The organism is Salipaludibacillus neizhouensis (genome assembly GCF_002886185.1).
In the GTDB taxonomy this organism is placed as follows: domain Bacteria; phylum Bacillota; class Bacilli; order Bacillales; family Salisediminibacteriaceae; genus Salipaludibacillus; species Salipaludibacillus neizhouensis.
In genome coordinates this window covers 341,834-368,229 of the sequence record NZ_KZ614148.1, presented here as the reverse complement: position 1 = coordinate 368,229, position 26,396 = coordinate 341,834, and the positions used below count along the sequence as shown (strand labels likewise).

23 protein-coding genes and 2 riboswitches are annotated in these 26,396 nt (G+C 40.6%); of the genes, 8 read left to right on the top strand and 15 right to left on the bottom strand.

Going from position 1 to position 26,396, the window contains the following annotated elements:
- The first annotated feature begins 244 nt into the window (after window positions 1-244).
- Window positions 245-1,099, top strand: a complete 855-nt coding sequence (locus tag CEF18_RS24710) for a VOC family protein (RefSeq protein WP_110939152.1) — start codon at window positions 245-247, stop codon at window positions 1,097-1,099.
- A 290-nt stretch (window positions 1,100-1,389) separates the two neighbouring features.
- On the opposite strand, the gene metH is transcribed toward CEF18_RS24710, so the two are convergent.
- The 4 genes from metH to CEF18_RS24690 all read right to left on the bottom strand — a co-directional run bounded on the left by metH (window position 1,390) and on the right by CEF18_RS24690 (window position 9,067).
- Complete coding sequence (metH, locus tag CEF18_RS24705) at window positions 1,390-4,848, bottom strand: methionine synthase (RefSeq protein ID WP_110939151.1); 3,459 nt, start codon at window positions 4,846-4,848, stop codon at window positions 1,390-1,392.
- A gap of 63 nt (window positions 4,849-4,911) precedes the next feature.
- Window positions 4,912-6,768 (bottom strand): bifunctional homocysteine S-methyltransferase/methylenetetrahydrofolate reductase, encoded by a 1,857-nt coding sequence (locus CEF18_RS24700; RefSeq protein ID WP_110939150.1) that lies wholly within the window; start codon window positions 6,766-6,768, stop codon window positions 4,912-4,914.
- Between the two features lie 14 nt (window positions 6,769-6,782).
- Window positions 6,783-7,946, bottom strand: coding sequence for a cystathionine beta-lyase (gene metC, locus CEF18_RS24695; RefSeq protein ID WP_110939149.1), 1,164 nt, complete (start codon window positions 7,944-7,946; stop codon window positions 6,783-6,785).
- Window positions 7,946-9,067: a methionine biosynthesis PLP-dependent protein gene (locus tag CEF18_RS24690; protein WP_110939148.1), complete on the bottom strand. Its 1,122-nt coding sequence runs from the start codon at window positions 9,065-9,067 to the stop codon at window positions 7,946-7,948. Before CEF18_RS24690 ends, metC begins: the two co-directional genes overlap by 1 nt.
- A 102-nt stretch (window positions 9,068-9,169) precedes the next feature.
- Window positions 9,170-9,285, bottom strand: a riboswitch (SAM riboswitch).
- 539 nt (window positions 9,286-9,824) lie between these two features.
- Window positions 9,825-9,938: riboswitch (TPP riboswitch) on the top strand.
- Window positions 9,939-10,098: 160 nt separating this feature from the next.
- Between CEF18_RS24690 and thiW the strand changes: the two genes are divergently transcribed.
- The gene (gene thiW / locus CEF18_RS24685; protein WP_110939147.1) at window positions 10,099-10,572 is read left to right on the top strand and encodes an energy coupling factor transporter S component ThiW; all 474 of its coding nucleotides are present in this window, start codon (window positions 10,099-10,101) and stop codon (window positions 10,570-10,572) included.
- Between the two features lie 322 nt (window positions 10,573-10,894).
- Here thiW and CEF18_RS24680 read toward each other — a convergent pair whose 3' ends face one another.
- Window positions 10,895-11,200: an AzlD domain-containing protein gene (locus CEF18_RS24680; RefSeq protein WP_110939146.1), complete on the bottom strand. Its 306-nt coding sequence runs from the start codon at window positions 11,198-11,200 to the stop codon at window positions 10,895-10,897.
- The gene (locus CEF18_RS24675) at window positions 11,193-11,933 is read right to left on the bottom strand and encodes an AzlC family ABC transporter permease (protein ID WP_110939145.1); all 741 of its coding nucleotides are present in this window, start codon (window positions 11,931-11,933) and stop codon (window positions 11,193-11,195) included. Before CEF18_RS24675 ends, CEF18_RS24680 begins: the two co-directional genes overlap by 8 nt.
- Before the next feature lie 110 nt (window positions 11,934-12,043).
- Between CEF18_RS24675 and CEF18_RS24670 the strand changes: the two genes are divergently transcribed.
- Window positions 12,044-12,595 (top strand): helix-turn-helix domain-containing protein, encoded by a 552-nt coding sequence (locus CEF18_RS24670; RefSeq protein ID WP_110939144.1) that lies wholly within the window; start codon window positions 12,044-12,046, stop codon window positions 12,593-12,595.
- A gap of 112 nt (window positions 12,596-12,707) precedes the next feature.
- Here the strand turns inward: CEF18_RS24670 and CEF18_RS24665 are convergent, their stop codons facing one another.
- The 4 genes from CEF18_RS24665 to hflX all read right to left on the bottom strand — a co-directional run bounded on the left by CEF18_RS24665 (window position 12,708) and on the right by hflX (window position 15,966).
- Window positions 12,708-13,859 carry a glycerate kinase gene (locus CEF18_RS24665; RefSeq protein ID WP_110939143.1) on the bottom strand — a complete coding sequence of 384 codons (1,152 nt, stop codon included), beginning with the start codon at window positions 13,857-13,859 and terminating at the stop codon, window positions 12,708-12,710.
- A gap of 15 nt (window positions 13,860-13,874) precedes the next feature.
- The gene (locus tag CEF18_RS24660; RefSeq protein ID WP_110939142.1) at window positions 13,875-14,192 is read right to left on the bottom strand and encodes an ArsR/SmtB family transcription factor; all 318 of its coding nucleotides are present in this window, start codon (window positions 14,190-14,192) and stop codon (window positions 13,875-13,877) included.
- Complete coding sequence (locus tag CEF18_RS24655; RefSeq protein WP_110939141.1) at window positions 14,192-14,611, bottom strand: SRPBCC family protein; 420 nt, start codon at window positions 14,609-14,611, stop codon at window positions 14,192-14,194. Before CEF18_RS24655 ends, CEF18_RS24660 begins: the two co-directional genes overlap by 1 nt.
- Before the next feature lie 89 nt (window positions 14,612-14,700).
- Window positions 14,701-15,966, bottom strand: a complete 1,266-nt coding sequence (gene hflX / locus CEF18_RS24650; protein WP_110939140.1) for a GTPase HflX — start codon at window positions 15,964-15,966, stop codon at window positions 14,701-14,703.
- Window positions 15,967-16,320: 354 nt separating this feature from the next.
- On the opposite strand from hflX, the gene CEF18_RS24645 reads away from it, so the two are divergent.
- Window positions 16,321-16,785, top strand: coding sequence for a DUF2188 domain-containing protein (locus CEF18_RS24645; RefSeq protein ID WP_110939139.1), 465 nt, complete (start codon window positions 16,321-16,323; stop codon window positions 16,783-16,785).
- Window positions 16,786-17,029: 244 nt separating this feature from the next.
- On the opposite strand, the gene CEF18_RS24640 is transcribed toward CEF18_RS24645, so the two are convergent.
- Window positions 17,030-17,863, bottom strand: coding sequence for a 1,4-dihydroxy-6-naphthoate synthase (locus CEF18_RS24640; protein ID WP_110939138.1), 834 nt, complete (start codon window positions 17,861-17,863; stop codon window positions 17,030-17,032).
- Window positions 17,864-18,553, bottom strand: a complete 690-nt coding sequence (locus tag CEF18_RS24635) for a futalosine hydrolase (protein WP_223292474.1) — start codon at window positions 18,551-18,553, stop codon at window positions 17,864-17,866.
- Window positions 18,554-18,750: 197 nt separating this feature from the next.
- Between CEF18_RS24635 and pgsB the strand changes: the two genes are divergently transcribed.
- Genes pgsB through CEF18_RS24615 form a run of 4 tightly spaced genes read left to right on the top strand, consistent with a single transcriptional unit; the run spans window position 18,751 to window position 23,667 of the window.
- Window positions 18,751-19,992: a poly-gamma-glutamate synthase PgsB gene (gene pgsB, locus CEF18_RS24630; RefSeq protein ID WP_223292477.1), complete on the top strand. Its 1,242-nt coding sequence runs from the start codon at window positions 18,751-18,753 to the stop codon at window positions 19,990-19,992.
- Between the two features lie 42 nt (window positions 19,993-20,034).
- Window positions 20,035-20,481 (top strand): poly-gamma-glutamate biosynthesis protein PgsC, encoded by a 447-nt coding sequence (pgsC, locus tag CEF18_RS24625; protein WP_110939136.1) that lies wholly within the window; start codon window positions 20,035-20,037, stop codon window positions 20,479-20,481.
- A 19-nt stretch (window positions 20,482-20,500) separates the two neighbouring features.
- Entirely contained in the window at window positions 20,501-21,775 is a 1,275-nt protein-coding gene (locus CEF18_RS24620; protein ID WP_110939135.1) for a CapA family protein, read from the top strand.
- Window positions 21,772-23,667, top strand: a complete 1,896-nt coding sequence (locus tag CEF18_RS24615; protein ID WP_110939134.1) for a gamma-glutamyltransferase family protein — start codon at window positions 21,772-21,774, stop codon at window positions 23,665-23,667. The genes CEF18_RS24620 and CEF18_RS24615 overlap by 4 nt, the downstream gene beginning before the upstream one ends.
- A 71-nt stretch (window positions 23,668-23,738) precedes the next feature.
- Here the strand turns inward: CEF18_RS24615 and CEF18_RS24610 are convergent, their stop codons facing one another.
- From CEF18_RS24610 to modA, 3 genes are read right to left on the bottom strand one after another with little or no spacing between them, the layout of a single operon-like run.
- Window positions 23,739-24,794 (bottom strand): sulfate/molybdate ABC transporter ATP-binding protein, encoded by a 1,056-nt coding sequence (locus CEF18_RS24610; protein WP_110939133.1) that lies wholly within the window; start codon window positions 24,792-24,794, stop codon window positions 23,739-23,741.
- Between the two features lie 7 nt (window positions 24,795-24,801).
- Window positions 24,802-25,473, bottom strand: a complete 672-nt coding sequence (gene modB, locus CEF18_RS24605; RefSeq protein ID WP_110939132.1) for a molybdate ABC transporter permease subunit — start codon at window positions 25,471-25,473, stop codon at window positions 24,802-24,804.
- A 1-nt stretch (window position 25,474) separates the two neighbouring features.
- Window positions 25,475-26,257: a molybdate ABC transporter substrate-binding protein gene (gene modA, locus CEF18_RS24600; protein WP_183041132.1), complete on the bottom strand. Its 783-nt coding sequence runs from the start codon at window positions 26,255-26,257 to the stop codon at window positions 25,475-25,477.
- Window positions 26,258-26,396: the final 139 nt, after the last annotated feature.

Genomic DNA, 26,396 nt, shown 5'->3' with positions numbered 1-26,396 from the left:
AAACCTAAATTCACTAAGAGATCCCACACTTGTGAGTTCCTCCAGAAACTTAGGTTTTGCCTGCCGAACAGTAACAATCCATATATATGAGAAATTTATTGTAAGCGATTAACTAATTACAATTTACCATTTCATATTTAGTCATGTCAAGTATTTATAAACACCGTAAGAATGTTTACTTGACTACCCCACCATATATTATTTATACTTACTTAAAGTAAGTAACCAAAAGGAGGAAATAGTAATGGGATTTCATCAGCCACCTTCAACTTTTGTTAACGAGATACAATTAAAAGTAACTGATTTTGAACGTTCGTTAACTTTTTATCAAGACATGTTAGGATTTCAAATTTTAGATCAAACCGGTGAACTCGTTCGTTTAACAGTCGATGGGGAAAAACCACTAATAACATTAACAAGGCCGGACGATATCCTTCCAAAACAACCAAGAACCACCGGTTTATATCACTTTGCAATCTTGTTACCAGACCGGGTATCTCTGGGGGCTTTGTTGCAACATCTAGTTAGACAAAAATATCCACTTCAAGGCGCTTCAGATCATCTGGTGAGTGAGGCCGTTTATTTAGCTGATCCGGATGGGAATGGGATTGAATTATACATTGACCGCCCATCATCTGAATGGACCTGGTCCAATGGTGAAGTAAAAATGACAACGGATCCTCTTGATGCTGAGAGCTTATTAGCAGAAGGAGCCAGTTTAATATGGAAGCAACTCCCGGCTGGAACAGTATTAGGTCATATCCATATGCATGTATCGGACTTTCGTGATATAGAAGATTTTTATTGCACAGGTTTAGGTTTTGAGGTAGTCACGAAGTTTGGTGATCAAGCGTTATTTATCTCTTCTGAAGGATATCATCATCACATCGGACTAAACACATGGGCAGGTGTGGGTGCATCAGCACCACCTGAAAACAGTGTTGGAATCACTTGGTTTGAAGTCGTATTCCCGAGCAGTGATGCAAAACATAAAGCAATCGAACGATTAGAAAAACTAGACTTTTCCATCGAGGAAAAAGATAATGAATTTTATACGAGCGACCCTTCTAAGAATAAAATTAAGTTATCTGTTTTTTAGAAGAGGATGTTCAAAAAGGTGTTTTTTACCTTTTTGAACATCCTTTATACAATGAGTGATGCCGCTGCATTGTCTTAAGCCTGATCTGAGTGGTTTTCTCAGAACAGGCGTGCAGCGTGTATTGCCATTGAACAGACCTTTCTGAACATACTTTAGAAGTAACTTTACCACAAATAAAAGGTGTGTCCGTAAGGCATTTAGCCTAACAAACACACCTTTTAAACACTGTGGTAGTTTTTCGTATATGTTTTTCTTGAAAAAATAGCAAAGAAAACTATGCCACTTTCCTATTACACACTAAAGTACCGTCCTTCTGGATGGGCAAATACCATCGCAGACACACTTGCTTCAGGTTCCATCATGAATTCGTCCGTTAACTCCACACCGATTTTGGATGGGTTAAGAAGTCTGAACAGCTTCGCCTGATCTTCCAGGTTCGGGCAGGCAGGATAACCAAATGAGACACGAACGCCTTGATAACGTGCTGAAAAGCGCTCTTTCATCGTAAAGTCAGGTGAATCAGGGAATCCCCATTTGTCACGTATTAACTGATGAATTCTCTCAGCAAACGCTTCGGCCACTTCTAAGGCTACTGCCTGAATCATATGACTCTCTAAATAATCTCCTGCTTCCTTCGCTTGCTCAGCAAGGTTACGCACACCTTTCCCCGCAGTAACTGTCATGAAAGCAACATGATCCATTACACCGCTGTCTACCGTACGTAAAAAGTCGGCGAGACATAAATATGGCTCTTTTTGCTGGCGAGGAAAACTAAATCGCTCCAATACTTTTGTGTGATCTTCTGGATCATACACAATGACATCGTTCTTTCCATCCGATTGAGCTGGAAAAAATCGATACAATCCGTCTGCCGATAGAAAGCCTTCCTTACCCGCACGAGTGATTAAATCATTTGCCTTGTCTTGAAGATCGATTGTTTTTTGGTCATTTCGAGCAAGATTTTTTTTAATATTTCCTTGTATACCAAGATGCTGACCTAACAAAGTTTGCATGTTTATATACGGATGTAAATGTGATAACCGGTAATTTTTTAAAACATGGTAACTATAGTCCTCCGGAATAAACAATGGTGCTTCCTTTGCCACTTTGGAGCGTGGTAATTCCAATGTTGCTGTAGGAGACTTGTCTTTTGACGCATTTCCCTCTGCCTCACTAGCCGTTTTAATCGCTAGCTGTTTCTCCTGATGCGCGATGGTTAGTTGTTCACGATCTGCCGGCCTGGCAAGCTTGTTTGCTAGATCTAATCCATTCATAGCATCCTTCGCATACAAAACAAGCCCTTCATACCCTTTTGATATTTTATTTTCCGTGAATCGTCGCGTTAATGCCGCTCCACCAACTAATATAGGAATGGAAATACCTCTTTCACGTAAATCGTTTGCTGTTAAGACCATTTGCTGTGTCGACTTGACTAACAGTCCTGATAACCCAATTGCATCAGGGGTTTCTCGTTCGACCGCTTCAATCAGCTCATTGGAAGTCACTTTGATTCCTAGATTAACAATTTTAAAGCCATTATTTTTCAAAATAATCTCCACTAAGTTTTTACCAATATCATGGACATCGCCTTTTACCGTAGCTAAAAGATATTTCCCTTTTCCGCGATCATCTTCTTTTTTCTCCATAAATGGTTCTAAATGGGCTACAGCTGCCTTCATTGCTTCGGCACTTTGCAACACCTCAGCCACAATTAGTTCATTATTATTAAATAACTTGCCTACTTCATCCATTCCAGCCATTAAAGGTCCATTAATAATAGATAAAGGGGCATCATACTTCTCGAGGGCTTCATCCAAGTCTTTGAATAAACCTTCTTTTGTTCCCTCTACGATATAGCTGGCCAGACGTTCCTCTAAACTCATCGTCGAAGCTTCAATTTTTACCGCAGGCTTTTTCTCCCGATAGAAAGCCGTGAAGGTAGCTAATGTTTCATCTGTTGTTTCGTACAGAAGCTTATCCGCCAATTCTTTCTCTTCCTTCGAGATCGATCCATACCGTTCTAATTTTTCTGTATTTACAATTGCATAATCAAGTCCTGCTTTTGTGCAGTGATACATGTAGGCAGCATTTAGTACTTCACGACCTAATGGAGGTAAACCAAAAGACACGTTACTGACGCCTAGAATGGTTAAACACTCAGGCATAGCTTCTTTGATTAATCGTATCCCATCGATCGTTGCTTCTGCAGAACCAATATATTGCGCATCTCCAGTACCAACCGGGAAGACAAGCGGATCAAAAATGATATCCTGTGGCGGAATCCCGTATTTATTTACTAACAAATCATAGGATCTTTTCGCAATTTCAAGCTTCCGCTCTGCCGAAACTCCCATCCCTATTTCATCAATCGTTCCGACAACTACTGCAGCTCCGAACCTTCTTATCAATGGAGCTACCGCTTCAAATCTTTCTTCCCCGTCTTCTAGATTAATCGAGTTTATAATTGCTTTTCCTTGTGAATACGTAAGTCCTTTTTCGATGACTACTTCATCCGTTGAATCAATCATGAGAGGAACCTTCACTTTATTGACAACGAACTCCAAGAATTTCTCCATGTCTTCCATTTCTTCTCGGTCAGGGTCAGCTACACAAACATCTATTACATGAGCCCCACGCTTCACTTGTGCTCTCGCTATTTCAGAAGCTTCCTCGAATTTTTCCTCTGCGATTAATCGTTTGAACTTTCGGGATCCGATAACATTTGTTCTTTCCCCAACGAGCAAAGGACGCATGGAATCATCATAAACAAGTGGTTCAATTCCTGAAACCATATGGGTTTGATCTACGCGAGGTTGACGAGGCTTATAGCCTGACAGCCTCTCTGTAATCACTCGGATATGTTCAGGCGTTGTGCCGCAGCAACCACCTACAATATTTAACCATCCCTTTTCAGCAAAGCCTTCCAGTTTAGTGGCTAATGACTGAGGAGATTCATGGTAATGTCCCTCTTCATCAGGTAACCCGGCATTTGGATAGCAATGCACATATGTCGAGGACAGGTCTGATAACGAACGTAAATGGTCCTGCATAAACTCAGGTCCAGTAGCACAATTTAAGCCAACTACAGTCGGCTTCATGTGTTCTAAAGAAATATAAAATGCTTCTATATTTTGGCCAGCAAGCGTCGTTCCCATTGGCTCGATCGTTCCAGAAATAATCAGCGGTACCTCTATGTCTCTTTCCGCCTTCACTTCCTCGATTGCCACATAGGCTGCTTTTACATTTCTCATGTCCTGGCTTGTCTCTAAAAGAAGGATATCCACACCGCCATCAAGTAAGCCTTCTACCTGCTCACGGTATGATTCTGTTAATTGCTCGAAGGTTGCTCCTCCCGTAACCGAGAGTGATTTCGTGGTTGGTCCCATTGCTCCAGCTACAAACCGAGGTTTTTCTTCACTGGAAATCGCTCTTGCCTCTGTAACTGCTAATTCTGCCGACTTCTTATTTACTTCATAGGCAATATGTTGCAAATCATAATCTGCCAACACTATGTTTGTCGCACCAAACGTATTCGTTTCAATAATGTCTGAACCCGCTTCTAAATACGCCCGGTAAATATCCGTGATAACATGAGGAGCAGTGATATTTAAATACTCATTACACCCTTCATATTCTTCTCCACCAAAATCATCTGCATCTAGATTTGCATCCTGCAGCATCGTTCCCATGGCTCCATCAAGGACTAATATTCGTTTTTCTAATGCATTTTCAAATGCCGACTTTCCCATGTTGATCGTCCTTTCCTGCCCTCTATTTTAGAGGATATTCACAAGCCAAAATGCTTCATTGTATTATTTTGCAGTTATATCGAAACTTTTATTTGCTTTCATAATATTTTTAGTCAATTCGACTGTCATTTCATAGCGTAAAAAAGGAGTAATTAAGTAAATGCTCGGAAAATATTCTACCGCTGCATCAACTAAGCTTTGGGCAATGGCTAGTCCCTCTCGCTGACTGGCTTCCCGATCCCCTCCATGCTTTGCCATGCTGTCTCTGACTCCTTGCGTTAACTTGATGCCTGGAACTTCATGATGCAAAAATTCTGCATTTCGACTGCTCACTAAAGGCATAATTCCCACGTAAATTGGTACAGGAAGATGCTTCGTCGCTTCGTAAATATCTTTGAATTGCTCTTCACTGTAAACTGGCTGACTCATAAAGTAGTCTGCCCCGGCCTCGATTTTTTTCTCGAGACGAGTTACTTCTCTGTCCAAACGACGAGCGTTTGCATTAAAGGCTGCAGCGACAGTAAACGATGTTTTTTCACCTAAATCTTTTCCAGAAAACGATAGTCCTTCGTTCAACTGCTTCATCATCCGGATAAGATCCATCGAAGCCATATCGTAAACCGAAGATGCTCCAGGGAAGTCGCCAACCTTTGCTGGATCTCCCGTTATCGCAAGGACATCTTGAATTCCCAACGTGTGTAATCCAAGCAAGTGAGATTGCAAGCCGATCATATTACGATCACGACAAGCTACATGCAACAACGGTCGCGCTCCTGAATGCTGTTTCATCAATGAACCTAATGCCAGATTATCAATTCTGGCCGAGGCCAAGGAGTTATCGGCAAGGGTTACCGCGTCTGCCCCAGCATCTTTTATCGCTGCCGCTCCTTCAAGAAATTTCGCCGTTGCGGAAAGAGCTTTCGGCGGGTCTAACTCTACAACAACTGACCGTCGTTTCAGGGGCATTTCCGGGATTCTTTCCAACACTCTATTAGAAGCTACTTTAACGACTTCTTTTCTTTTTGGCTCTTTTACTCGATGCGATTTGTCTTTAACAGGTTGTAAATGAAGATTATTTATTGCACCTCGAATTGCCTGGACATGCTCTGGGGTTGTCCCGCAACAACCGCCGATAAGATGGACGCCTTCTTTTACTAACGGCTCTGTCATGTCTGCAAAATAGGAAGGATTGGATTGGTAGAAAAACTTGCCGTCCCTAACATTCGGCAAACTTGCATTTGGATAGACACATAGAACAGAATCAGTTAAGAGAGGCACTTCTTCTAATGAACGTAACATATGGTATGGTCCCATTCGACAGTTTAAGCCGACAACTTCTACGCCTTCCGCTTCCAATAGTAGCAGAGCATCTGCGAGCGGAGTCCCACCTTGTAAGACACCAATATCTCCTAACGTCACTTGAGCAATAATAGGTTTATTTGTATTTTTTCGCACGTACTTCACGATCTCCAGCAATTCTTGAAAATCATAAAATGTTTCTAATATAAAGCCATCCACATCCGTTTTCAATAGAATATCAACTTGTTGCTTTAAGCTCTGATTTATTTCGTCAGGTTCGTACTCTGTTAAATGAACGCTCCCAATACCACCGATCGTAGCAAAGACAAATGTTTCCTCTTTTGCTTCTTTTCTAGCTAGGGCTACCGCGGCCCCGTTAATCTCTTCTACTCGATGGTCCAATTGGTATCTGCGCAATTTTAACGAATTAGCGGCATACGTATTTGTTTGAATCAAATCAGATCCTGCCTCAACATAGAGACGGTGGACATGGCTGACCTTTTCAGGTGCACTGATATTCAACTCTTCAAAGCAACCGTCCACTCCATGTTGATAGAGCAACGTTCCCATTGCACCATCACCTACAAGAATATTATTCTTTATTTTTTCTAGGAATTCCATGTCACCATCTCCTCTCATAGCGTTTGATTAAAGGCTTGGTCAAAATCTTTTATTAAATCTTCTGACTTTTCCAATCCGACAGATAGACGAAGTAGGCCATCTGAGATTCCCCGTTTTTCTCTTTCATGCGCTGGCATCGCAGCATGAGACATAAGAGCAGGATAAGAAAGAATAGATTCGACTGCACCGAGACTTACTGCAAAAACAGGTATCTCAATCGCATCAACAACCTTTTTTACTGCTTCTCTATCCGCTAATTCAAACGAAAGAACGGCACCGGGACTATCAGATTGAGCCTGGTGAAGATCAAAGCCAGGGTGATCTTTCAAACCGGGATAATACACATGTTTCACTGCTGGATGAGTCGTCAACCATTGCGCAATCTCTACCGCTGTTTTTGTCGAAGCTTCCATTCTCGTGTGCATCGTTTTCATTCCACGAAGAATCAGCCAGCAATCCTGAGGTCCTAAAACTGCGCCAAAGCTGTTTTGTAAAAAGCCTAGTTTTTCTGCTAAAGCAGAATCTTTCACTACTGCTAAACCTGCAATAACGTCACTGTGTCCGCCAATAAATTTCGTAGCGCTATGAACAACTACATCCACACCAAGATCTAACGGACGCTGTAGAACGGGCGTCATAAACGTATTATCTAAAACTGTTAAACTACCACTTTCCTTGGCAAGATCAACAATCGCTTTGATTGGTGTAATTTTCATCGTTGGATTTGACGGTGTCTCTATGTAGATCATTTTTGTATTCGGTTGAATTGCTTGTTTTACTTCCTCAACCTTTGTCATGTCTACAAATGTATGCTCAATACCTAGTTTTGTAAGTACTTCTGTCGTAAACCGGAATGTCCCGCCATAAACATCTTCCGTGATGACCAGATGGTCGCCTGAAGACAGCATCATAAACGTCGTGGAGATCGCCGCCATTCCTGAGGCAAAAGCAAATCCCGCTGTTCCATTTTCCAATTGAGCAATGGTATCCTCCAAAGCCTCTCTAGTCGGATTCCCCGATCTCGCATAATCGTATTTACCGAACGAGTCCAGTCCCTCTTGATGGAACGTCGATGCATGCTGAATCGGCACACTGACAGCACCGTTTGTAGGGTCTGTTTTATGTTTATGATGTAAAATTCGTGTTTGCAGGCTATATTCTAAAGAATCATTTTTCATTATTTCTCCCCCTGACTAGCTGTAACTGCTTGAAAAGCTTGCTCTAAATCAGCAATTAAATCTCGCGCTGATTCAACACCTACTGAGAATCTTAAAAGTCGGTTGCAAACTCCGAGCTTGGTGCGAAGTTCTTCCGGCACATCTGCATGTGTTTGTGTCGCCGGATAAGTCATTAAGCTTTCAACCCCACCCAAGCTTTCTGCAAAGGTAATCAATGATAAGTTTTGCAGGAATGGGTTCACATAAGATTCATCTTGAATCCGAAAAGACAGCATGCCCCCGCGCCCGGGGTAGATAACATCATCCACTAGTGGGTGCTCGTGTAAAAATTCAGTGATCTCTTTTGCATTTTGCTCATGTTTATCCATACGAAGAGCCAATGTTTTCATGCCTCTGATTACGAGCCAGGAATCTAAAGGTGACAGAACCGGACCAATGCTATTAAAGTAATAGAAAAGATCTTCACACAGTTTTTCTCCTTTTCCTACGATCAAGCCGGCAATCACATCATTATGACCTGATAGGTATTTTGAAGCACTGTGAATAACTATGTCCGCACCTTCTTCAATAGGGCGCTGGATGAGCGGAGTATAAAATGTATTATCTACAATGAGCAGAAGGTTAAATTCCTTTGCAAGTTTATTAAACGCTGCTAAATCCGCTTCTTGCATAAGCGGGTTTGTCGGCGTTTCAATGTATAAAGCTTTCGTTTTATCTGTTATTTTAGAACGGAACTCCTCGACGTTTCTTGCATCACCATATTGAAAGCTCAGCCCCCAGCGACGCCAGCTTCCTTCAAACAGTCGGTACGTTCCCCCGTATAAATCACTTGATGCTATAATTTCATCTCCACTTTCAAATAGGGAGAGAACAATTTGAATTGCTGACATTCCTGAGGAACAGGCAAAACCCCTGTCTCCACCTTCTAATTTGGCAATCGCCTCTTCTAAAATATGTCTAGTTGGGTTGCCAGTCCGAGAATAATCATATCCTGTCGACTGCCCAATGCCTTCATGGCGGTATGCTGTTGAAAAATAAATAGGCGCGCTAACTGCACCTGTTGTTGATTCACTTCTGTTTCCGATCTGAACGAGCGCTGTTTCAATTTCTTTACGATCCATAGACGCCGATACCTCCTTTAAACTAATACTTACTGCAATCAAAAAAACCTTCTTCTTATTTTTAAATAAGAAGAAGGTTTGGGATGTATATGTAAGGTCTTCTTCTTATCTTTGCAAGCACCTTGGCTTGCAGGAATTAGCACCTGACCACGGACAATTACTCGCAGCTGGTTGCTGAGACTTCAAAGGGCCTTTCCCTCCATCTCTCACAATAAGAATGTATCTGAATATTTAATTTTCACTAGGTCATTGAATCTATTCTATAGCATACGGGAAAAGAATGCAATATTTTTTTCGGATCCAGAAGATAGACAATCTTAATTTCCGTAGAGACTTAGATTTCTTTTATTTTCAGAAAAATTAACCTTTCAAGTAAAAGATCGAGCAGTTTACCCTTATGACGATGCGCCGATCTCAAAAGTTTTCGGAGGATCATCCTCAAGATAGCTTAATCTCATCACTTGTACAGGTGAGTTCGACCGCGCTAATGGAACACACAGAGAACGTTTAGTCGTTTGCACAGAATTAGTTGAAGAAGCTTAAATGACAGTAGGGTACGGAAGAAGTTTATTAACTTCTTTCGTGCCTTTTTACTCGAATCAGTTTAATTCAATCGTTTGTTTAAAAATAAATGGTTGTTGTTAGTTGTTATATTAGAGGACTCTATGAAGGTCTAAAATGATGACATTCGTTATCACAGAAAGTTGACATCAGCTTAAGGTTTGTTACAATCAAGGGAAATTAATACATACTATAACTATACTACTAGGGGTGCCCATAAGGCGGGCTGAGAGAAAGGTGAATTAAACCTTTTAACTCTTTTGAACCTGACCTGGTTAAAACCAGCGGAGGAAAGTAGTGATAAATGAGATTGTATCTTTATCAACTTCGTGACCAAGGTCAGGTTCTTTCATTCAATTGAGGGGACTTGGCTTTTTTTAGTGGAATTTATAAGTTGACAGCTATCTTTACGTCACGCGTTTTTCTTATATTTTCATTCATTTTATATTATATAAGGGGGAAATAACACAATGAATCGTACACACAAATTAACATTAATGGCGATGCTCATCGCTATTGGAATAGTAGGGGCCGCGTTTATTTGGTTTCCTGCAGGTGTAGCCAGAGCTTACCCTATCCAACATGCAGTCAATGTAATTGCTGCCGTTTTACTGGGTCCCGGACCTGCCATAGTCATTGCATTCGCTATTGGTTTAATACGTAATATGCTTGGTCTTGGAACTCTTCTAGCTTTTCCAGGTGGGATGGCCGGTGCTTTATTAGCTGGTCTCGCCTATCGTTGGACAAAGAAAAAATCGATGGCTGCTGTTGGCGAAGTCATTGGAACGGGAATAATCGGTTCTCTTCTGGCTGTTCCTATTGCCCAACTATTCCTTGGTCAGGCTGCAGGTGTTCTCTTTTTTATTCCTGGATTCTTGATTAGTAGTATCGCCGGTGCAGCTCTAGCTTTATTAGTGTTAAGTAGAATAAGAAAAACGGCATAGCCGTCTTTTATTAAATACAGCGTCAGCTTCCACCGCCCCGAGTAGCACCTACGTAGTGCGTGTAGGTGCTACTCGAAAGGGGGTGGGTTTCCCTTGATGCTTTCGGTGTGAAGGTAGCTGCCAATTTTATAAATTCTCTAAAAAAAAGATCCTTTGAAGTGAGAGAAACCTTCGCTTCCGCCGGATGTGTAGCACTTACTGTTTATACGTAGGATGCTACACGGTTTGTAGCTAAAATCAGTCTGTGCGTATATCTGGACCCGAAGTGGCGCATTCATGATGCCTAAATTATCCATAATCAAAACAGCATCTTTCAGCCATTCTAGAAAAAGATCATATCTGTTATCCAAACCCCTGCTATGCCGCCCATCACTATAAGGACGAGGTTAAAGCGAAAGAACGCAAGTACAATGGATGTTGATGCCCCGATGATGGCTGAAGGTACATTCTCTACCGAATACAATATCCCCGGAAAAATAAGACTGGCCAGTACTGCATATGGTACAAATTCCAAAAATCGCTTCACAGGAGAAGCTAGTTTCATATTTTTCAGAAAAACCATTGGAAGCATCCGCGGTAAATACGTCACTAAGCCCATTGCGAGAACTAGAAGAATCATCTCACTCATGATCTTCACCTTCCTCTTTCGGGAATAACCAAACTCCGATAGTAGCTGTTAGGATCGTTGTAATGATGATCATCCAGCCAGTGGAAAACTCCATTGGAATGACCCAGTACAACACCGCATTAATCACAATCGCTATTCCTACTATAACTACGATCGGATTTGATTCTTTCAAACTAGGCACCAATAATCCTATAAACATCGCATAAAGAGCGATGCCCATACTATTTTGAATCGATGCCGGAAGACCCATAGCTAAAAAAACACCAGCCCAAGTCCCAACATTCCAAGCTAAAAAAGCAATAAGATTTATTCCTATAACAAAGGAAGGTTGGAGCACTCGTTCCCGTTGCGACGAAGAAACACTAAATGTCTCATCGGTTACCCCAAAAGAGAGCAATGCTAATTCTTTATTGGATGTCCATTTTGGCAAACGCTGTGATAAAGAAGCCGTCATCAAAAAATGGCGAAGGTTTAAAATAAATGTGGTAATAATGATTTCCCAGTATGCAACCCCTGCGATAATTAGGTTAATACCAATGAATTGACTTGCCCCTGCAAAAATAACGAGAGACATGAGTAAAATCACGGCCTCTGGAATAAAAAAAGATTTGGCTAATAGTCCGAACGCGATAGCAATTGGAATATAACCTATTGCAACAGGAATACCTGCTTTTAATCCTTCCTTGAATGGATTGCTACTGACGATGTTTTCTTCTGCTAATGCGTTGGACATACACTCACCTCATATGTATAATTTACTTTAATATACAATACATTCGGATGTTATACAATATAAAATACTTTTATACGTTATAACATACTATTACCCTTGGAGGTGTCCCGATGGATCCTGTAAATCAGCAGATTGCTTGGAAATTAAAACAATTACGTCAGTCGAAGGGTTTCAGCCTAGAGAAGACTGCAGAAGTAACGGGTGTGAGTAAAGCAATGTTGGGACAAATTGAACGAGGTGCTTCAAATCCTACTGTTTCTATCTTATGGAAAATTGCTAATGGCTTAAAAGTCTCCTTTTCTTCCTTTGTGGAAGAAGAAGAACCTTCTGTTTCCATTGTTCACTTATTGAATGTAAAACCTATTAGTGAATCCAATGGTTCATATCAGGTTTTTCCTATCTTTCCTTTTAAACAAGATAAGCAATTTGAAATATATACGGTAACACTAGCTGAAAATTGTATGCAGGAGTCCGAAGCACATCAAAGAGGTGTGGAGGAGTATATTACTGTTTTAGAGGGCGAATTGACATTAGATATTAATACGAATGTCTATACAGTAGGGGAAGGTGATTCCATACGTTTTCATGCGGACAAGCCCCATGTATACATGAATAAAACTGCACAAATCCTTCGTTTTCACAATTTAATCTATTACGCTTAGGTTGAGAATGGCATTGATCTTCACTAATGCTATTTTTACAGATTGGTGATTTAATGAGAATAGCGCGGTACTCGAATCTGCTTCCACACTATTTGAAGATAAAAAAATAACCTCATTCTAGGCTATATTTCACATCCATTTTCTTCATTAACCTAGCTACGTTTTCCGAGATCTGACGAACGTGTTCTTTTGCTTTCGCCGGTAATTCCTCCATCAATAAAACTTCGGAGAGAGAACTAAACACAACGTCTATTCCTGCTTCATATACCGCTTCGTACCCTTCACCAATACTTCCACAAATTGCAATCACAGGAACGCCATGCTTTTTCGCAACTTCCGCTACGCAAATCGGGGTTTTCCCAAAAACCGTTTGAGAATTGATCCCGCCTTCACCTGTAATAACAAAGTCAGCACCTTGAACATGCTTCTCTAAGCCAACTGCATCTGTGATGATCTTACCACCCTGCTCAAGCGTTGCTGGTAAAAAAGCAAGAAATGCTGCTCCAAGTCCTCCCGCAACTCCAGCACCAGGGATGTGTTCTACGTCCTTGCCTAACTGTTGCTTCATGACTGCAGCAAAGTGAATTAATGCAGTATCTAATTTTTCAACGTCTTCCGGTGTTGCACCTTTCTGAGGGCCGTAAATAGCCGAAGCACCACTATTTCCTGTTAACGGGTTACTAACATCACAGGCAACTAAAATAGAAACCTCAGACAGTCGTGGATCTAGGTTACTTACATCCAATGAATCTAATTCCTTTAACGCTAGTCCCCCCGGTCTTAATTCCTTGCCAGCCTTATCTTTCAAACGAACACCAAGCTCTTGAAGCATACCAGCGCCACCATCATTCGTCGCACTGCCACCAATCCCAATAATAAACTTCTTCACCCCTAAATCCAGTGCAGCAGATATTAATTCTCCAACACCTTTTGTGGTCGTTATTTTGGGATCTTTCAAGTTTTGAGGAACAAGATGGATACCTGACGAAGAGGCCATCTCTATTACTGCTGTTTTCTTATCCCCTGACAATCCAAACAAGGCCTCGACTGTATCTCCAAGCAGCCCAGTCACCTTTTTTTGAATGATTTGCCCTCCTGTAGCATCAACGAGGGATTGAACTGTTCCCTCTCCACCATCAGCCATCGGACACATAATAAACGCTGCATCCGGAAAGATTTTCTTAAACCCCTGCTTCATTGACTGAGCGACTTCATATGCGGTTAAACTTTCTTTGTATGAGTCTGGAGCAAACACGATTTTCATGGAGAGTCACCCACCTTAATCATCTTTTTCAACCTGATGTTTTAACTTCAATAGTTTATTTTCCCAGAAACGCTCGAAATACTCTAGCCAATCTTTAAGCTCCTGTAAGGACTCAGCATGTAAATAATAAATTTTTGCACGACCATGCTTTTCAGATTTCACCAGTTTTGCTTCAGACAAAATCTTTAAGTGCTTTGATACAGCTGTTCTAGTCATGGGAAAGTGATCACTAATTTGAGTGATTGAAAGTTCCTTTTCACCAAGCAATCGCAAAACTTCTCTTCTAGTTGGGTCTGCAATTGCTTGAAAGACATCGTGTTTTTCCGCAGACATTATTTTTCCGCAACCTTTTTAAGATCCTCATACACAATTTTGTTCCATCCATTATCCATGCGATCGCGCACAAGACCGTGTGTTTCACCAGTTTCCGGAATAAGTTCATCAAATTTACCCCATCCACTATGGGTGAGTGTAAATTCCGTGCTGTCTCCTAGGTCTATTAAATAAAAGGAAATAATCCAGCCCATTTCCCCCCAAGAAAATGAAAGGTGTTTCGGTGGGTCTATCGTTAACACTTCGCAGACTGAAGGGCCAAATGGTGATTGTATCTCAAACTTAAATCCTTCTTTTGCTTCGAAGTTATTTGGCATAAACCATTCCTCTATCGCTTCTGAATTCGACACAGCATTCCATACCTTTTCAATTGGCGCTTGAAAAGTAACCTTTTTTTCAATCGTTTGTACTTCCTTCATAAACATCCTCCTTCAAATAGGAAACCATTTGGTTCTACATTGAATTATATACAACCATATGGTTTCACGTCAATGAGAATTGATGGTTTTTAGTGTCCAACCACTATAAAATTCCTGTATTTATCGGCATCCGCTTTTTTACATGTTATTGTCAGTTTTGTGCCTTCTTCTTCATGTTCGGTGGTCAAAATATGTGCATGTTCATTAAAATACGAAACCAGTTGTCCCTCGTTATAAGGAATAAGGAACTCCTCTGTTACATAGTCCGCAAACACATTTTTTTCAATAAGAGAGATTAATTCATCGATACCATTTCTGTTTTTGGCAGATAAATAAACTTCCTGATCTTTAACAAAAGGGACATCAAGCTGTGCCAATTCAGATTTATTATAAACATAAACCATAGGTATATCGGAAACGCCCATATTCTTGAGGGTCTTCTCGGTTACTTTAATCTGCTCTTTATAGTCTTCATTCGACCTGTCGATCACATGTAGAAGCAAGTCTGCTTCAGCTACTTCCTCAAGTGTGGAACGGAATGCCTTCACTAGGTGATGCGGCAGTTTATCAACAAAACCTACTGTATCTGTGAGAAGAAACTCTTTATTATCTGGTAATTGCAGGTGACGCACCGCTGTTTCCAGCGTTGCAAATAACATGTCTTTTTCGAAAACTTCTTTCCCTTCGCTCTGTCCATAACTCTCTAAGAGTGCATTCATTAGTGTTGACTTCCCGGCATTTGTATAACCCACAAGCGATACTGTTGGAATCTCACTCTTTTTCCTTTGCTTTCGTTGTGTTTGACGTTGACTCACAAGAACTTCTAATTCTTTATTCAATACATTAATATTATTCTCAATTCTCCGTTTATCTAATTCTAACTTTGTTTCCCCTGCTCCTTTTGTTTTCGTACCTACTCCTCCACTTTGTCTTCCAAGCGATTTTCCTAATCCGACAAGCCGTGGAAGCATATATTGAAGGCTTGCAATCTCTACCTGTAATTGTGATTCCCGTGTTTTTGCTCTCACAGCAAAAATATCCAGTATGAGCATCGTTCGGTCAATTACCTTGCATTCTAATGTGGCTTCTAAATTACGAATTTGCGAAGGTGACAATTCATCATTAAAAATGACAACATTCGCTTCCTTTAATTCTACAAGCGCCTTGATTTCTTCTGTTTTTCCCGTACCAATATAATGAGAAGCAGTTGGGCGAGGTAGATTTTGCGTCAATTCTCCTGCGACCGCAACCCCGCACGCCTCCGTTAAATTTGCCAGCTCTTCCATCGATGTCTGAAACTTAGCTTCTTTATTTATATTAACTCCTACTAGAATTGCTTTTTCCATTGCTTCCATAGTTAATCACTCCTAAATGTTTCTATAAGAAAAACGCTAAGCGTCTTTTATTAAATACAGTGTAATCTTTCGCCACTATCATTTAAGTATCAAGGGTGGGTCCTCTTGATACGTTTATACTTTCTTATCTATAAAAAAACACAGACCCTAATAAGCCTGTGCGATAAGTTTCGGTATAAAGCCGTTAATGGCTTAAGGTTTATTTTACCACACAAAAGAGAAAGCTTCTAAAACGACCCTTCCAGTATCTGGGGGGTCTAAATCTTTTTATACGTGAAATCTCATTATTTCTGGTTTAAGTGTAATGAATTTGCGGTAATGAGTGGATAAGTACAAACGTGGAGGTGCTTTGAAATGCCATGGGATACAAATGATTATCCAAGTTCGTGGAAAAACCTTGAAACAGCTATTCGTAAAAAGGCGATCGAAATAGGTAATGCAATGCTTGATGAAGGTTATAAGGAAGGGCAAGCTATTCCAATTGCCACGGAACAGGCGAAAGAATGGTATGCGAACGCAAGCGAAAAAGAGAAAAATCAAAGCCTAAATGAGCAAGATAAAGAATTAAAAAAACGCGATAGCTCTGATACTCAGTCAGACAGCAGACCAGAACTTCTTGAAAAAGGAGAACATGTTTTCAAGCGAGAAGATGATTGGGTAGTTCAATCCGAAGATGCTAAGCAAGCTTCAGGAGTTTTTGATAAAAAAGAGGATGCCATAAAGCGTGGAAGAGAAATAGCAAAGAACAAAGAAACTCACCTTGTCATTTACAATGCCGATGGATCTATTCAAGAAAAACAATCGTATGATGAAAAATAAGAAAAACGGCATAGCCGTCCTTTATTAACACCAGCGTCAGTTTTTTGCCTCCCCCGAGTAGCACATACCTCTTTTTTAGCCTTCTAAACTCTCTTATTCTCTCGTTTTCTACGTGCTACTTTTGTAGGTGCTACGTCGGTAGCACCTACCTTTTTTTCGACTTCTAAACTCTCTTATCCAAACCAACAACTTCTATAAAAGCCAGTTTACATAACCGTTATAGTTTTTTTATTCCTTTTTTGTTCTATTCTTTCAGTTTACTCATCTCAAACGCTGGAACAAAACCTTCTTTTGCTGCTCTTCCTAACAAAGATTCGATTGCAGCATAACCATCATTACCTAATTCTCTTGTGAATGAATTTACATACAAATCAATATGAGACTTTGCTACATCTCTAGACATCTCCTGGGAATGTTCCATCACATATGCTTCAGATGCCTCGGGATTTTCCCACGCATAATCCACAGAAGCTTGAATCCATGATGCAATGGCATGTTGATCCAACGATCTTTTAGCTATTATCGCTCCTAAAGGAATCGGGAGCCCGGTATCTTCTTCCCACCATGAGCCTAAGTCTTTCACCATACTTAATCCAAACTCTTGATAAGTGAACCTCGCCTCATGTATCACTAGTCCAGCATCTACCTTCCCGTCCCGAACAGCAGGCATAATTTCTTCAAAAGGCATCACGATTATCTTACCGACACCTTCCGGGATTTGTTGTAATGCCCATAACCGAAATAACAAGTATGCAGTTGACTTCTCACTTGGCACAGCTACTGTTTTTCCAGCAAGCTCTTCGGGGTTAGTTAGCTTATTCTTCGTCAATACCAAAGGTCCACATCCTCTGCCAAGAGCTCCGCCACAAGGAATCAATCTATATTCTTCCAACACCCAAGGGAGCGCAGCATAGGATATTTTCATTAACTCAGGCCCGGTGTTTTCAGCAGACCAGTTATTCGTCTTATCAATATCTGCATAAGTAACGTCGATGCTCGGAGCACCGTCGACTAACCCATGCACTAACGCATGAAAAACAAATGTATCATTAGGACAAGATGAAAATGCCATCTTCATTTATAAAACCTCCTTTAATATGGAACTTACTACTTTAAGAGACTCGAGCGCATCTTTTATTCTCCAAGCCTCCCGATCACGTGGGCCAATAAGATTGGAAATCGAACGTATTTCCATGCATGGAACTCCTTTTAGTTCAGCTGCCGTGGCTACGCCAAAACCTTCCATCGCTTCCGCTCCGGCTTCTGGAAAACGTTGTTGTAATTCCTCCAACGATTTAGTTGTCCCTGTCACTGTTGATAATGTAAGAATGGTTTTTGTATGTACTGAAATCAAAGAGTCTATTTGGATAGCCGCATTCACTTTATCTACTAGATCGGGGGTAACCGTATAGACTGACTTCCCAAATCCTAACTCTTCAATAGGTTTAAATCCATTCTCAGATTCTGCTCCAAGATCAGCAGCAACCATTTTTAACGCTATCACAACATCGCCTATACTGGCACTTTCAGGAAACCCGCCAGCGATGCCCATGTTAATGACGAGGCTAAAGTCTGAGTTTGCCAGCATGGTGGCTGTGTTTGCGGCAGCAGACATTGGTCCTACACCTGCTAATGCAAGAGTGAATCGTTCATTGTTTAATCCAAGGCCTTCTCTTATAGCGTTTTGTTCTGCCTCTACCGAAGTCATAATTAATATTTTCGAGTTTATTTTGTTGTTTCCAGTATTTTTCAACATTTTATTTGACATGACCGACATCTTGTCCTCCCTAGCTTCGAATATATAACTTGTTTCATCTAGTTTAACAATGTAACAAGTTTATTACCAAAACAAGCTTATTTCTTGTATTATAGGGTAATAAGAACATGAATAAGGTTTTGTAATGAACTCATTATCTATCATAGTACAATTTATTAGCTGCAGGAGGTCATCATGTGAATGAATTTATTTATTTACTCTTCTTTTCCGCTATAGTTTTATATATCGGAATAAGAGAACGTCAAAAGATTGACAGAAACATTCAAAAAATCCCGACAAGAATTCTAGTCAATGGTATTAGAGGAAAATCCACTGTTACTAGATTAATAATGGGCATTATAAAAGAAGACGAGCAACGGGTTGCTGGAAAAACAACAGGAACTTCTCCTCGCCTTTTTTATTGGGACCAAGAGGAAAAAGACCCAATCACACGCAGCTTACAAGGACCAAATATTTCTGAGCAAAAACTCATCATGAACCGAGTTTGTCGAAAAGGTGTGGATGCACTTGTAACAGAATGTATGGCTGTTAATCCGGAATATCAAGATGTATTTCAAGAACGGTTTGTTAAAGCGAACATCACCATTATCACCAACATAATGGAAGATCACCTCGATGTAATGGGACCCACGGAACAGCAAATCGCAGAAGCATTTGCCAAAACAATTCCTACCAATGGTCATCTCGTCATCCCGCCTACCAAATATCAGCGTTTTCTAACGAAAATTGCAAAAAGAAGAGGAACAAAGGTAGTCTTGGCGGATATTTCAAGAGTCGATGATGAGTATGTAAACAGCTTTCCCTTTATGATGTTTCCGCAAAACATCGCATTAGGATTAGCGGTTGCAGATATTTTGAATATTGACGAAGAGGTTGCACTTAAAGGTATGTTACACGCACCTGTTGACCCCGGTGCGATGCGGATTCACAGCTTTGGCAAGGAAACAGCTCCGAGCTTTTTCTTTAATGGCTTTGCCGCAAATGATGCTACATCAACGATTAACATTTGGAATCGAATCAAAGAAAGCGAGTATCCTTGCGATAACAAAGTAGTCATTATGAACTGTCGTGATGATCGTGTGGAAAGAACCATTCAATTTGCGGAAGAAGTTTTGCCATTACTACACATGGATACACTCATTTTAATGGGTAGAGCAGTAGGACCAATCGTTGATGCCGTGGAAGATGGAACGATACCCGTAAGGCAATTAATTAATTTAGAGAAACATACTACAGAGCAAGTGATGGAAGAGATTAAACTACTTCCAAGTAAGAGTATTATCTATGGTATTGGAAACATTCATGGCGGTGGCCAGGAATTAGCAAATGAGATTGAGAAGTTAAATTTACTAACCTATGAAAACAAAGGGCAATTTCCTAAAGTTCCATCCATGAAACCTGAGCGTCAAGTAGCCCAATCAACTAATTAATTTAATTATGAAATTCAGAAACTAATAAGGAGTTGGCCATACGTGTTTGGTACAGATTTATATATCGCTATTGTTATTGGGGTTCTTTTATCCCTTATTTATGCAGAAAAAACTGGAATTGTTCCGGCAGGTTTAGTAGTACCGGGCTACCTCGCCCTAGTATTTGACCAGGTAATGTTTGTTATTGTCGTGGCTGCACTAAGTATTGTCACTTATTTAGTAGTCACACAAGTCATTGGACGAATAACTGTATTATATGGTCGCAGGAAATTTGCAGCCATGCTGACAGTAGGGGTTCTGATGAAAATGGCATGGGACTTCATCCCAATCGTTCCCTTTGAAGTTATGGAATTACGGGGAATTGGGGTCATTGTTCCCGGCCTCATTGCAAATTCCATTCAAAAACAAGGTATTTTCCCTACGTTTTCATCGACTTTTGTCATCTCATTTTTTACTTTTGTCATTATATCTATCTATCATCTGTTTTAGAGTAGGAGCGTTGTAAGCTATGCAAAAAAAATTAACTAATAAAGAAAAAAATAAATTATGGACAATTCGTCATCGTGAAAAAGCGACTCTTCATTCTGTTATTGCATTAGTTATTTTAGCCATCCCTTTCTTCGGTTACCATTGGTTTTTTGAAGCTGCAGTACCGGAGGACACTCGTGAAGAAAATGTAGAGTATCGAATGTCTATGGTTGGCGACATGATGCTAGGCAGGCATGTTCATGATTCGACTATTCAAAGTGGCGAGTCTATCGATCGAGTTTTCAAGTATGTTACTCCCTTTTTTGAGGAATCTGATTACGTAACCGGGAATTTTGAATCTCCTATTTTAAACGTAGCAGATGAGGAAGTTGCCTCCGCGATGGATGACGCTGAATTATACAACAAAGACATTCACCTTTATTCAGAACCTTGGGCGATAAATGCACTTGAATCCGCGGGTTTTGATTCTGTAACTCTTGCAAATAACCATGCTCTTGACTTTGGGGATCTTTCTCTTGGCGAAACATTAAGACACTTTGCAGACTCTTCTGTAAAGACTCTGGGAATTGGAGACGCCATAAATATAACGGAGGAAGAGGCCGAAGCAGGTGCTATCGATGCCGCTGATGTATCCTACTTCGATATCAACGAAAATACTCGTGTTGGTATTATTGGATTTACTGATGTTATGGTTCAAGGCTTTAGTGCAAAAGATTATGTTGGTGGTGTATTTACGAAAGAGGAAATCACTGTGTTACAGGACAGATTAATAAATGCTAAGTTACCTGAAGAAGAAGGTGGCGGTGGTGCAGATATCATGATTGTTCATTCACACTGGGGAGACGAGTACCAAGTAAGTTATAATGATCGCCAAGTAGAATTGGCGCAGTATATGACAAACTATGGAGCTGATATTATCATCGGTCACCACTCGCACGTTCTTGAGCCTATAACTGTTGTAGAAAGTAATCTCGACGCAGGACATAAGGCAATTGTGATGAACAGTATGGGAAACTTTGTTTTTGACCAAGGTTGGTCACGTACGAAAGAATCTGCATTAGCTCAGTTGGATTTCTTAGATGACGGATCAAAACAGCTATCTTTTGTCCCGTTAAGAATTGAGGAAGCACAACCTCGGGAAACTTCAGGGTTTCTAAAACCCTATCGAGATTTGAGGGTGTTTCGAACATTACGAAAAGAGCTTGAAGATGAACATTGGAAGACAGAAAATGGACGACTCATCATTGACTTAGATGCAGCTGGTATTTTGGAAGGGGTGGATATTACATCATGAACTACAAAAAATATTTAGTTGGTACCCACGTCCTTGCTGTAATTATATTTGTTGGTTTGATAGCATGGAACTTTTATTTTGAAGATGAGTTCGATCAGTTCCGGGAACCTTATTCCGGCAGTGATTTCCAAGAAAGACAAGTCAATTCAGTGGATGTTAACCAAGGTGCATCTTCTAACCAATCGCCTGCCGAAGAAACAAGTGATAATGATCAAGCTCCTTCTCGTCCCGGAATATACGGTGTGAGTTCTATCCATCCTTTAGCAGCAGAAGCTGGCATGAAGGTCATTGAAAACGGTGGTAATGCAGCTGATGCTGCAGTTGCTGTATCGTTTATGCTAAATGTTGTGGAGCCATATGGTTCAGGTATTGGCGGCGGTGGCTTAATGCTCGTTCATGATCCTGAAGATGGCGCAGTTACTTACGACTATCGCGAAGCGGCACCTGAAAGTGGTGCTCAATCGCCACCTAATGGCCGAGTTGCAATTCCTGGATTAGTGAAAGGAATGGAAAAACTTCACCAAGAAATGGGATCCGGTAATGAAGAGGCTTCCTGGGAAAAACTATTACAGCCTGCTATAGACGCTGCAGAAAATGGGTTTGAAGTAGGTGCTATATTACAGGAGCAAATTGCAAACTCGACTCGGTATATTCAAATTGAAGACAGTGCAACTCGTCAGTTATACTATCCAGACGGCCAACCACTCCAGGTAAACGACATCCTGGTACAAAAAGAACTAGGTGAAACGCTAACCCTTATACAAGAGAATGGAGCAGCTGGCTTTTATGAAGGAGAGGTAGCTCAAGGGTTAGGATACTTTGGGTTTACATCTGAAGATTTAGCCGGCTACGAAGCTAAGACAACCGAAACGGTTTCTGCAGAAATAGGTGATCAGATCGTCCACGGCGGTCCATCTCCTTCGTCCGGTACGGTAGTGGTCCAAGCCTTACAAATTGCCAATCAGTTAGACTTGGAAAAAGTATTAACCGCAGATGAAATAGCTGACCTTAGAGCTAAACTAGCTGAAGATGGTATTACGGAAAGAGAACCACAAGTAGGTGACCTTATGAACTATGAGGAATATGAACACAATTATATTCACCTAATGACCGAAATTACTGATACAGCATACTCGAGCAGACTTGATACATTAGGTGACCCTTATTACGATGAGATTGATCATTCTGACTTCACAAGTCCTGAAACAATTGATCGTTTCTTGGAAGGTATTTACTCCGGTAATAGTGAAACTTCATCAGGAATAACTGATGAAATGTTTGATTCTCCTGGAGAAGAAAAGGATGCTAGAAATACTACTCATTTTGTCATCATTGATAAGGAAGGCAGAATGGTTTCAGCTACGAATTCCCTAGGCCAATTTTTTGGCTCTGGATTTTATACGAATGGATTTTTCGTTAATAGTCAAATGGATAACTTTAGTGGTAATCCAGAGTCCCCGAATTATTATGAACCCGGCAAGCGACCTAGATCATTTGTTTCACCAATGATCTTTGAAGAGAAAGGTCAAGCTGTCCTCGGTATCGGTTCACCAGGGGGACGACGTATTCCAGCAATGGTCTTTCAAACGATCATGAAATATCAACATGGCTTAGATGAAAATAACAATAAATTAACGTTGCAGGATGCCATCGAGATGCCGCGTTTTTACACCGAAGATGGTGTAGTAAACGTAGAATCAGACTTGAAAGATGATGTGAATAATAACCTACAGGAAATGGGTTATACCGTTTATGGGCATAGTTCGCCCTTATACTATGGTGGTATTCAAGGATTAGGCACCGTGCTTGATGAAGATGGAAATCTTCAAAGTATGTATGGTGGCGGTGATCCTCGAAGAAAAGGCGCATGGCAAATTGAAAATAAAGAATAGGAAAACTAGTTTTTCTAAAAACTTTAACACATGATAAAATGAGCGATGATCACTTTGATCATCGCTCATTTTTACTCTTCCATGCAAATCAATTTATCCTTAGGAAATGTCAAAAAACAGTCATCACCGAGTTCCCAATTTGTTTTACTGCCCTTCATAAAATCCTCTACTTTTACTTCAAGACCTCCAGTACTAATTGTAAAACTATAGTTATTCACACCTTCCACAATTTGAACAACCGTTCCTTCCAAGCAGTTAAAAGAAGCATCCTTTGATTTCGTTAACAAGACATCGTAGCTGCGAATTCCTATATATACCGGCCGACTTATCTTCGTCCGGCTCACTTGCAGAAAATGACCTACTGACTCAACTTCCGTATCATTACCGATCTCTTTCGATGAAGTCACCGGAAATACATTCTCACAACCAACGATCTCCGCTGCTTTTTTTGATTGCGGAATTCTTAACACGTCTCGACGTTCGCCAGACTGTATCACCTTACCGTCATTAAATAATAATATTTTATCGCTTACCCGATAGGCTTCTTCAATATTGTGAGTCACAAAGAGCACAACACCATGAAACTCAGATCCGATCACTCTCAATAGATCCTCTTCAAGAGAACCACGAATCTGTTGATCCAGGGCTGAAAATGGTTCATCCAGCAATAGCAATTGCGGCTCCGTGATCATCGATCGAGCTAATGCTACCCGTTGACTCTGACCTCCAGAAAGCTGAGAAGGATATCTCTTTTCGAAGCCTTCCAACCTTATTGTTTTTAGCCATGTATTTACTCTTTCAGAAACAGTTGATTTAGGTAACCCCTTTAAGCCATATGCTATGTTTTGAGATACAGTCAAATGAGGAAATAATGCATAGTTTTGAAATAGAAAACCTACTTGTCGTTGTTGAGGCTTCCAAAAAACCCGCTCATGACTATCAAACCAAGTTTGTCCATTCATGACAATTCTTCCTTCATCAGGTTTTGCAATACCTGCAAGTGCTTGGAGCGTTAAACTTTTTCCGCACCCTGAAGGACCTAGAATACTCGTAATTCCCTTATCCGCTTCAAAGGACATATTCAAATGAAAGGGGGAGTATGATTTTTTTAACGATACTTCTAACATAGCGCATTCATCCTTGTATGACTCGTTTTTCTAATCGATTAATTGCGTAAAGAATAGTGATAGCTACGATAGTCATGATAAATACAAGCGTGTTGGCGAGGATGCGATCTCCCACCAACAATGCATCATAAATAGCAATAGGCATAGTCATTGTTTCATTAGGAATACTGCCGGCTATCATTAGCGTTGTACCGAAATCTCCCATCGCACGAGCAAACGTAAGCGTAATTCCAGCGACAATACCCCGCCATGCCAGTGGAACCATGATGGTGAAAAATATATTCAATCTCTGTCGGCCAAGAATTGCCGCAGAATGGATTAAATCTTGATCAATACTTGCGAATGACGTTTTCGCTGATTTAATCATGAATGGAATCGACACAACCAAAGCTGCAATTACTGCCCCCGTGGGTGTAAAAACTATTGTAATATCAAGGTAATTCTCAAGAAACTGACCGACAGGACTGTTTCTACCCAATAAAACGAGTAAATAATATCCTAGAACCGTTGGTGGTAAAACAATCGGAAGCGTGATCAGTGTATCTATAAAATCAGACATTTTACCATTCGCCCGATGAAGGTAATAGGCAATAGGAATACCGATCACAATAGCTAAGATTGTCGCCGTGATCGATACTCTTAGCGAGAGAAGTAACGGAAAAAGATTAATATCTCCCATTCTATTCACCCTCCGGAGTTTCAAAACCGTGTGATTCTAATATATCTTTTCCTTCGGCTTCCAACACGAAGGCCATAAACACCTTGGCTAACTCTTCTTGATCAGATCCTTCTATAATCGCAATCGATTGTTCCAGCGGCTCATATAATTCTTCATCTATGTATAAAAAGTCAAACGTATCCTCTTGAGACATCGCCAAAGAATGGGCAATTAGACCAACCTCTGCGTTCCCTGTCTCCACTTGCACCAAAGCGTCGGAAATATTGCGTCCATAAACGACTTTATCCTTTACTTCTCCCCAAACTCCGGCATTCTCAAGAATTTCTTTAGCTGCCATTCCATAAGGGGCGTGTTCCGGGTTTGCAATCGAAATATTTACAATTTCCTCTGCCTTTAAATCTTCCAATGAATCTAATTTAATACCAGAATCTTTTAATGTAGTTAACCCTAACTTGCCATAGGCATAGGTTGCTTGCGTCCCCTCAACAATGAAACCTGCCTCTCTTAAACGGTCGATAAATGAAACATTTGCAGCAGCAAAAATGTCGAATGGTGCCCCATTCTCTATTTGATCCGCTAATTGCCCCGTAGAATGAAAGGAAAAAGTTATTTCAGTCCCTGTCTTTTCGGTGAACTTTTCTCCAATATCATTAAACGCGGGCACTAAATCGGCTGCAGCCGCTACCGTTAGCTTATTATCGGAATTGGATGCGGGATCATCATTTTGACCACAACCACTGATTATTAGTAATAATAAAATATAAAAGCAATTCCACTTTCTCACGATGTACTCCTCCTGTTGCCACAATCTAATCTGTTAATTATATCAAATTATTTATAAGAAGTATGCTGTGTGTGTGAGTATCTACGCTCTGCTCTATCTAAGAAAAACACGTAGCGTAAAGATAGCTGTCTTCTATACT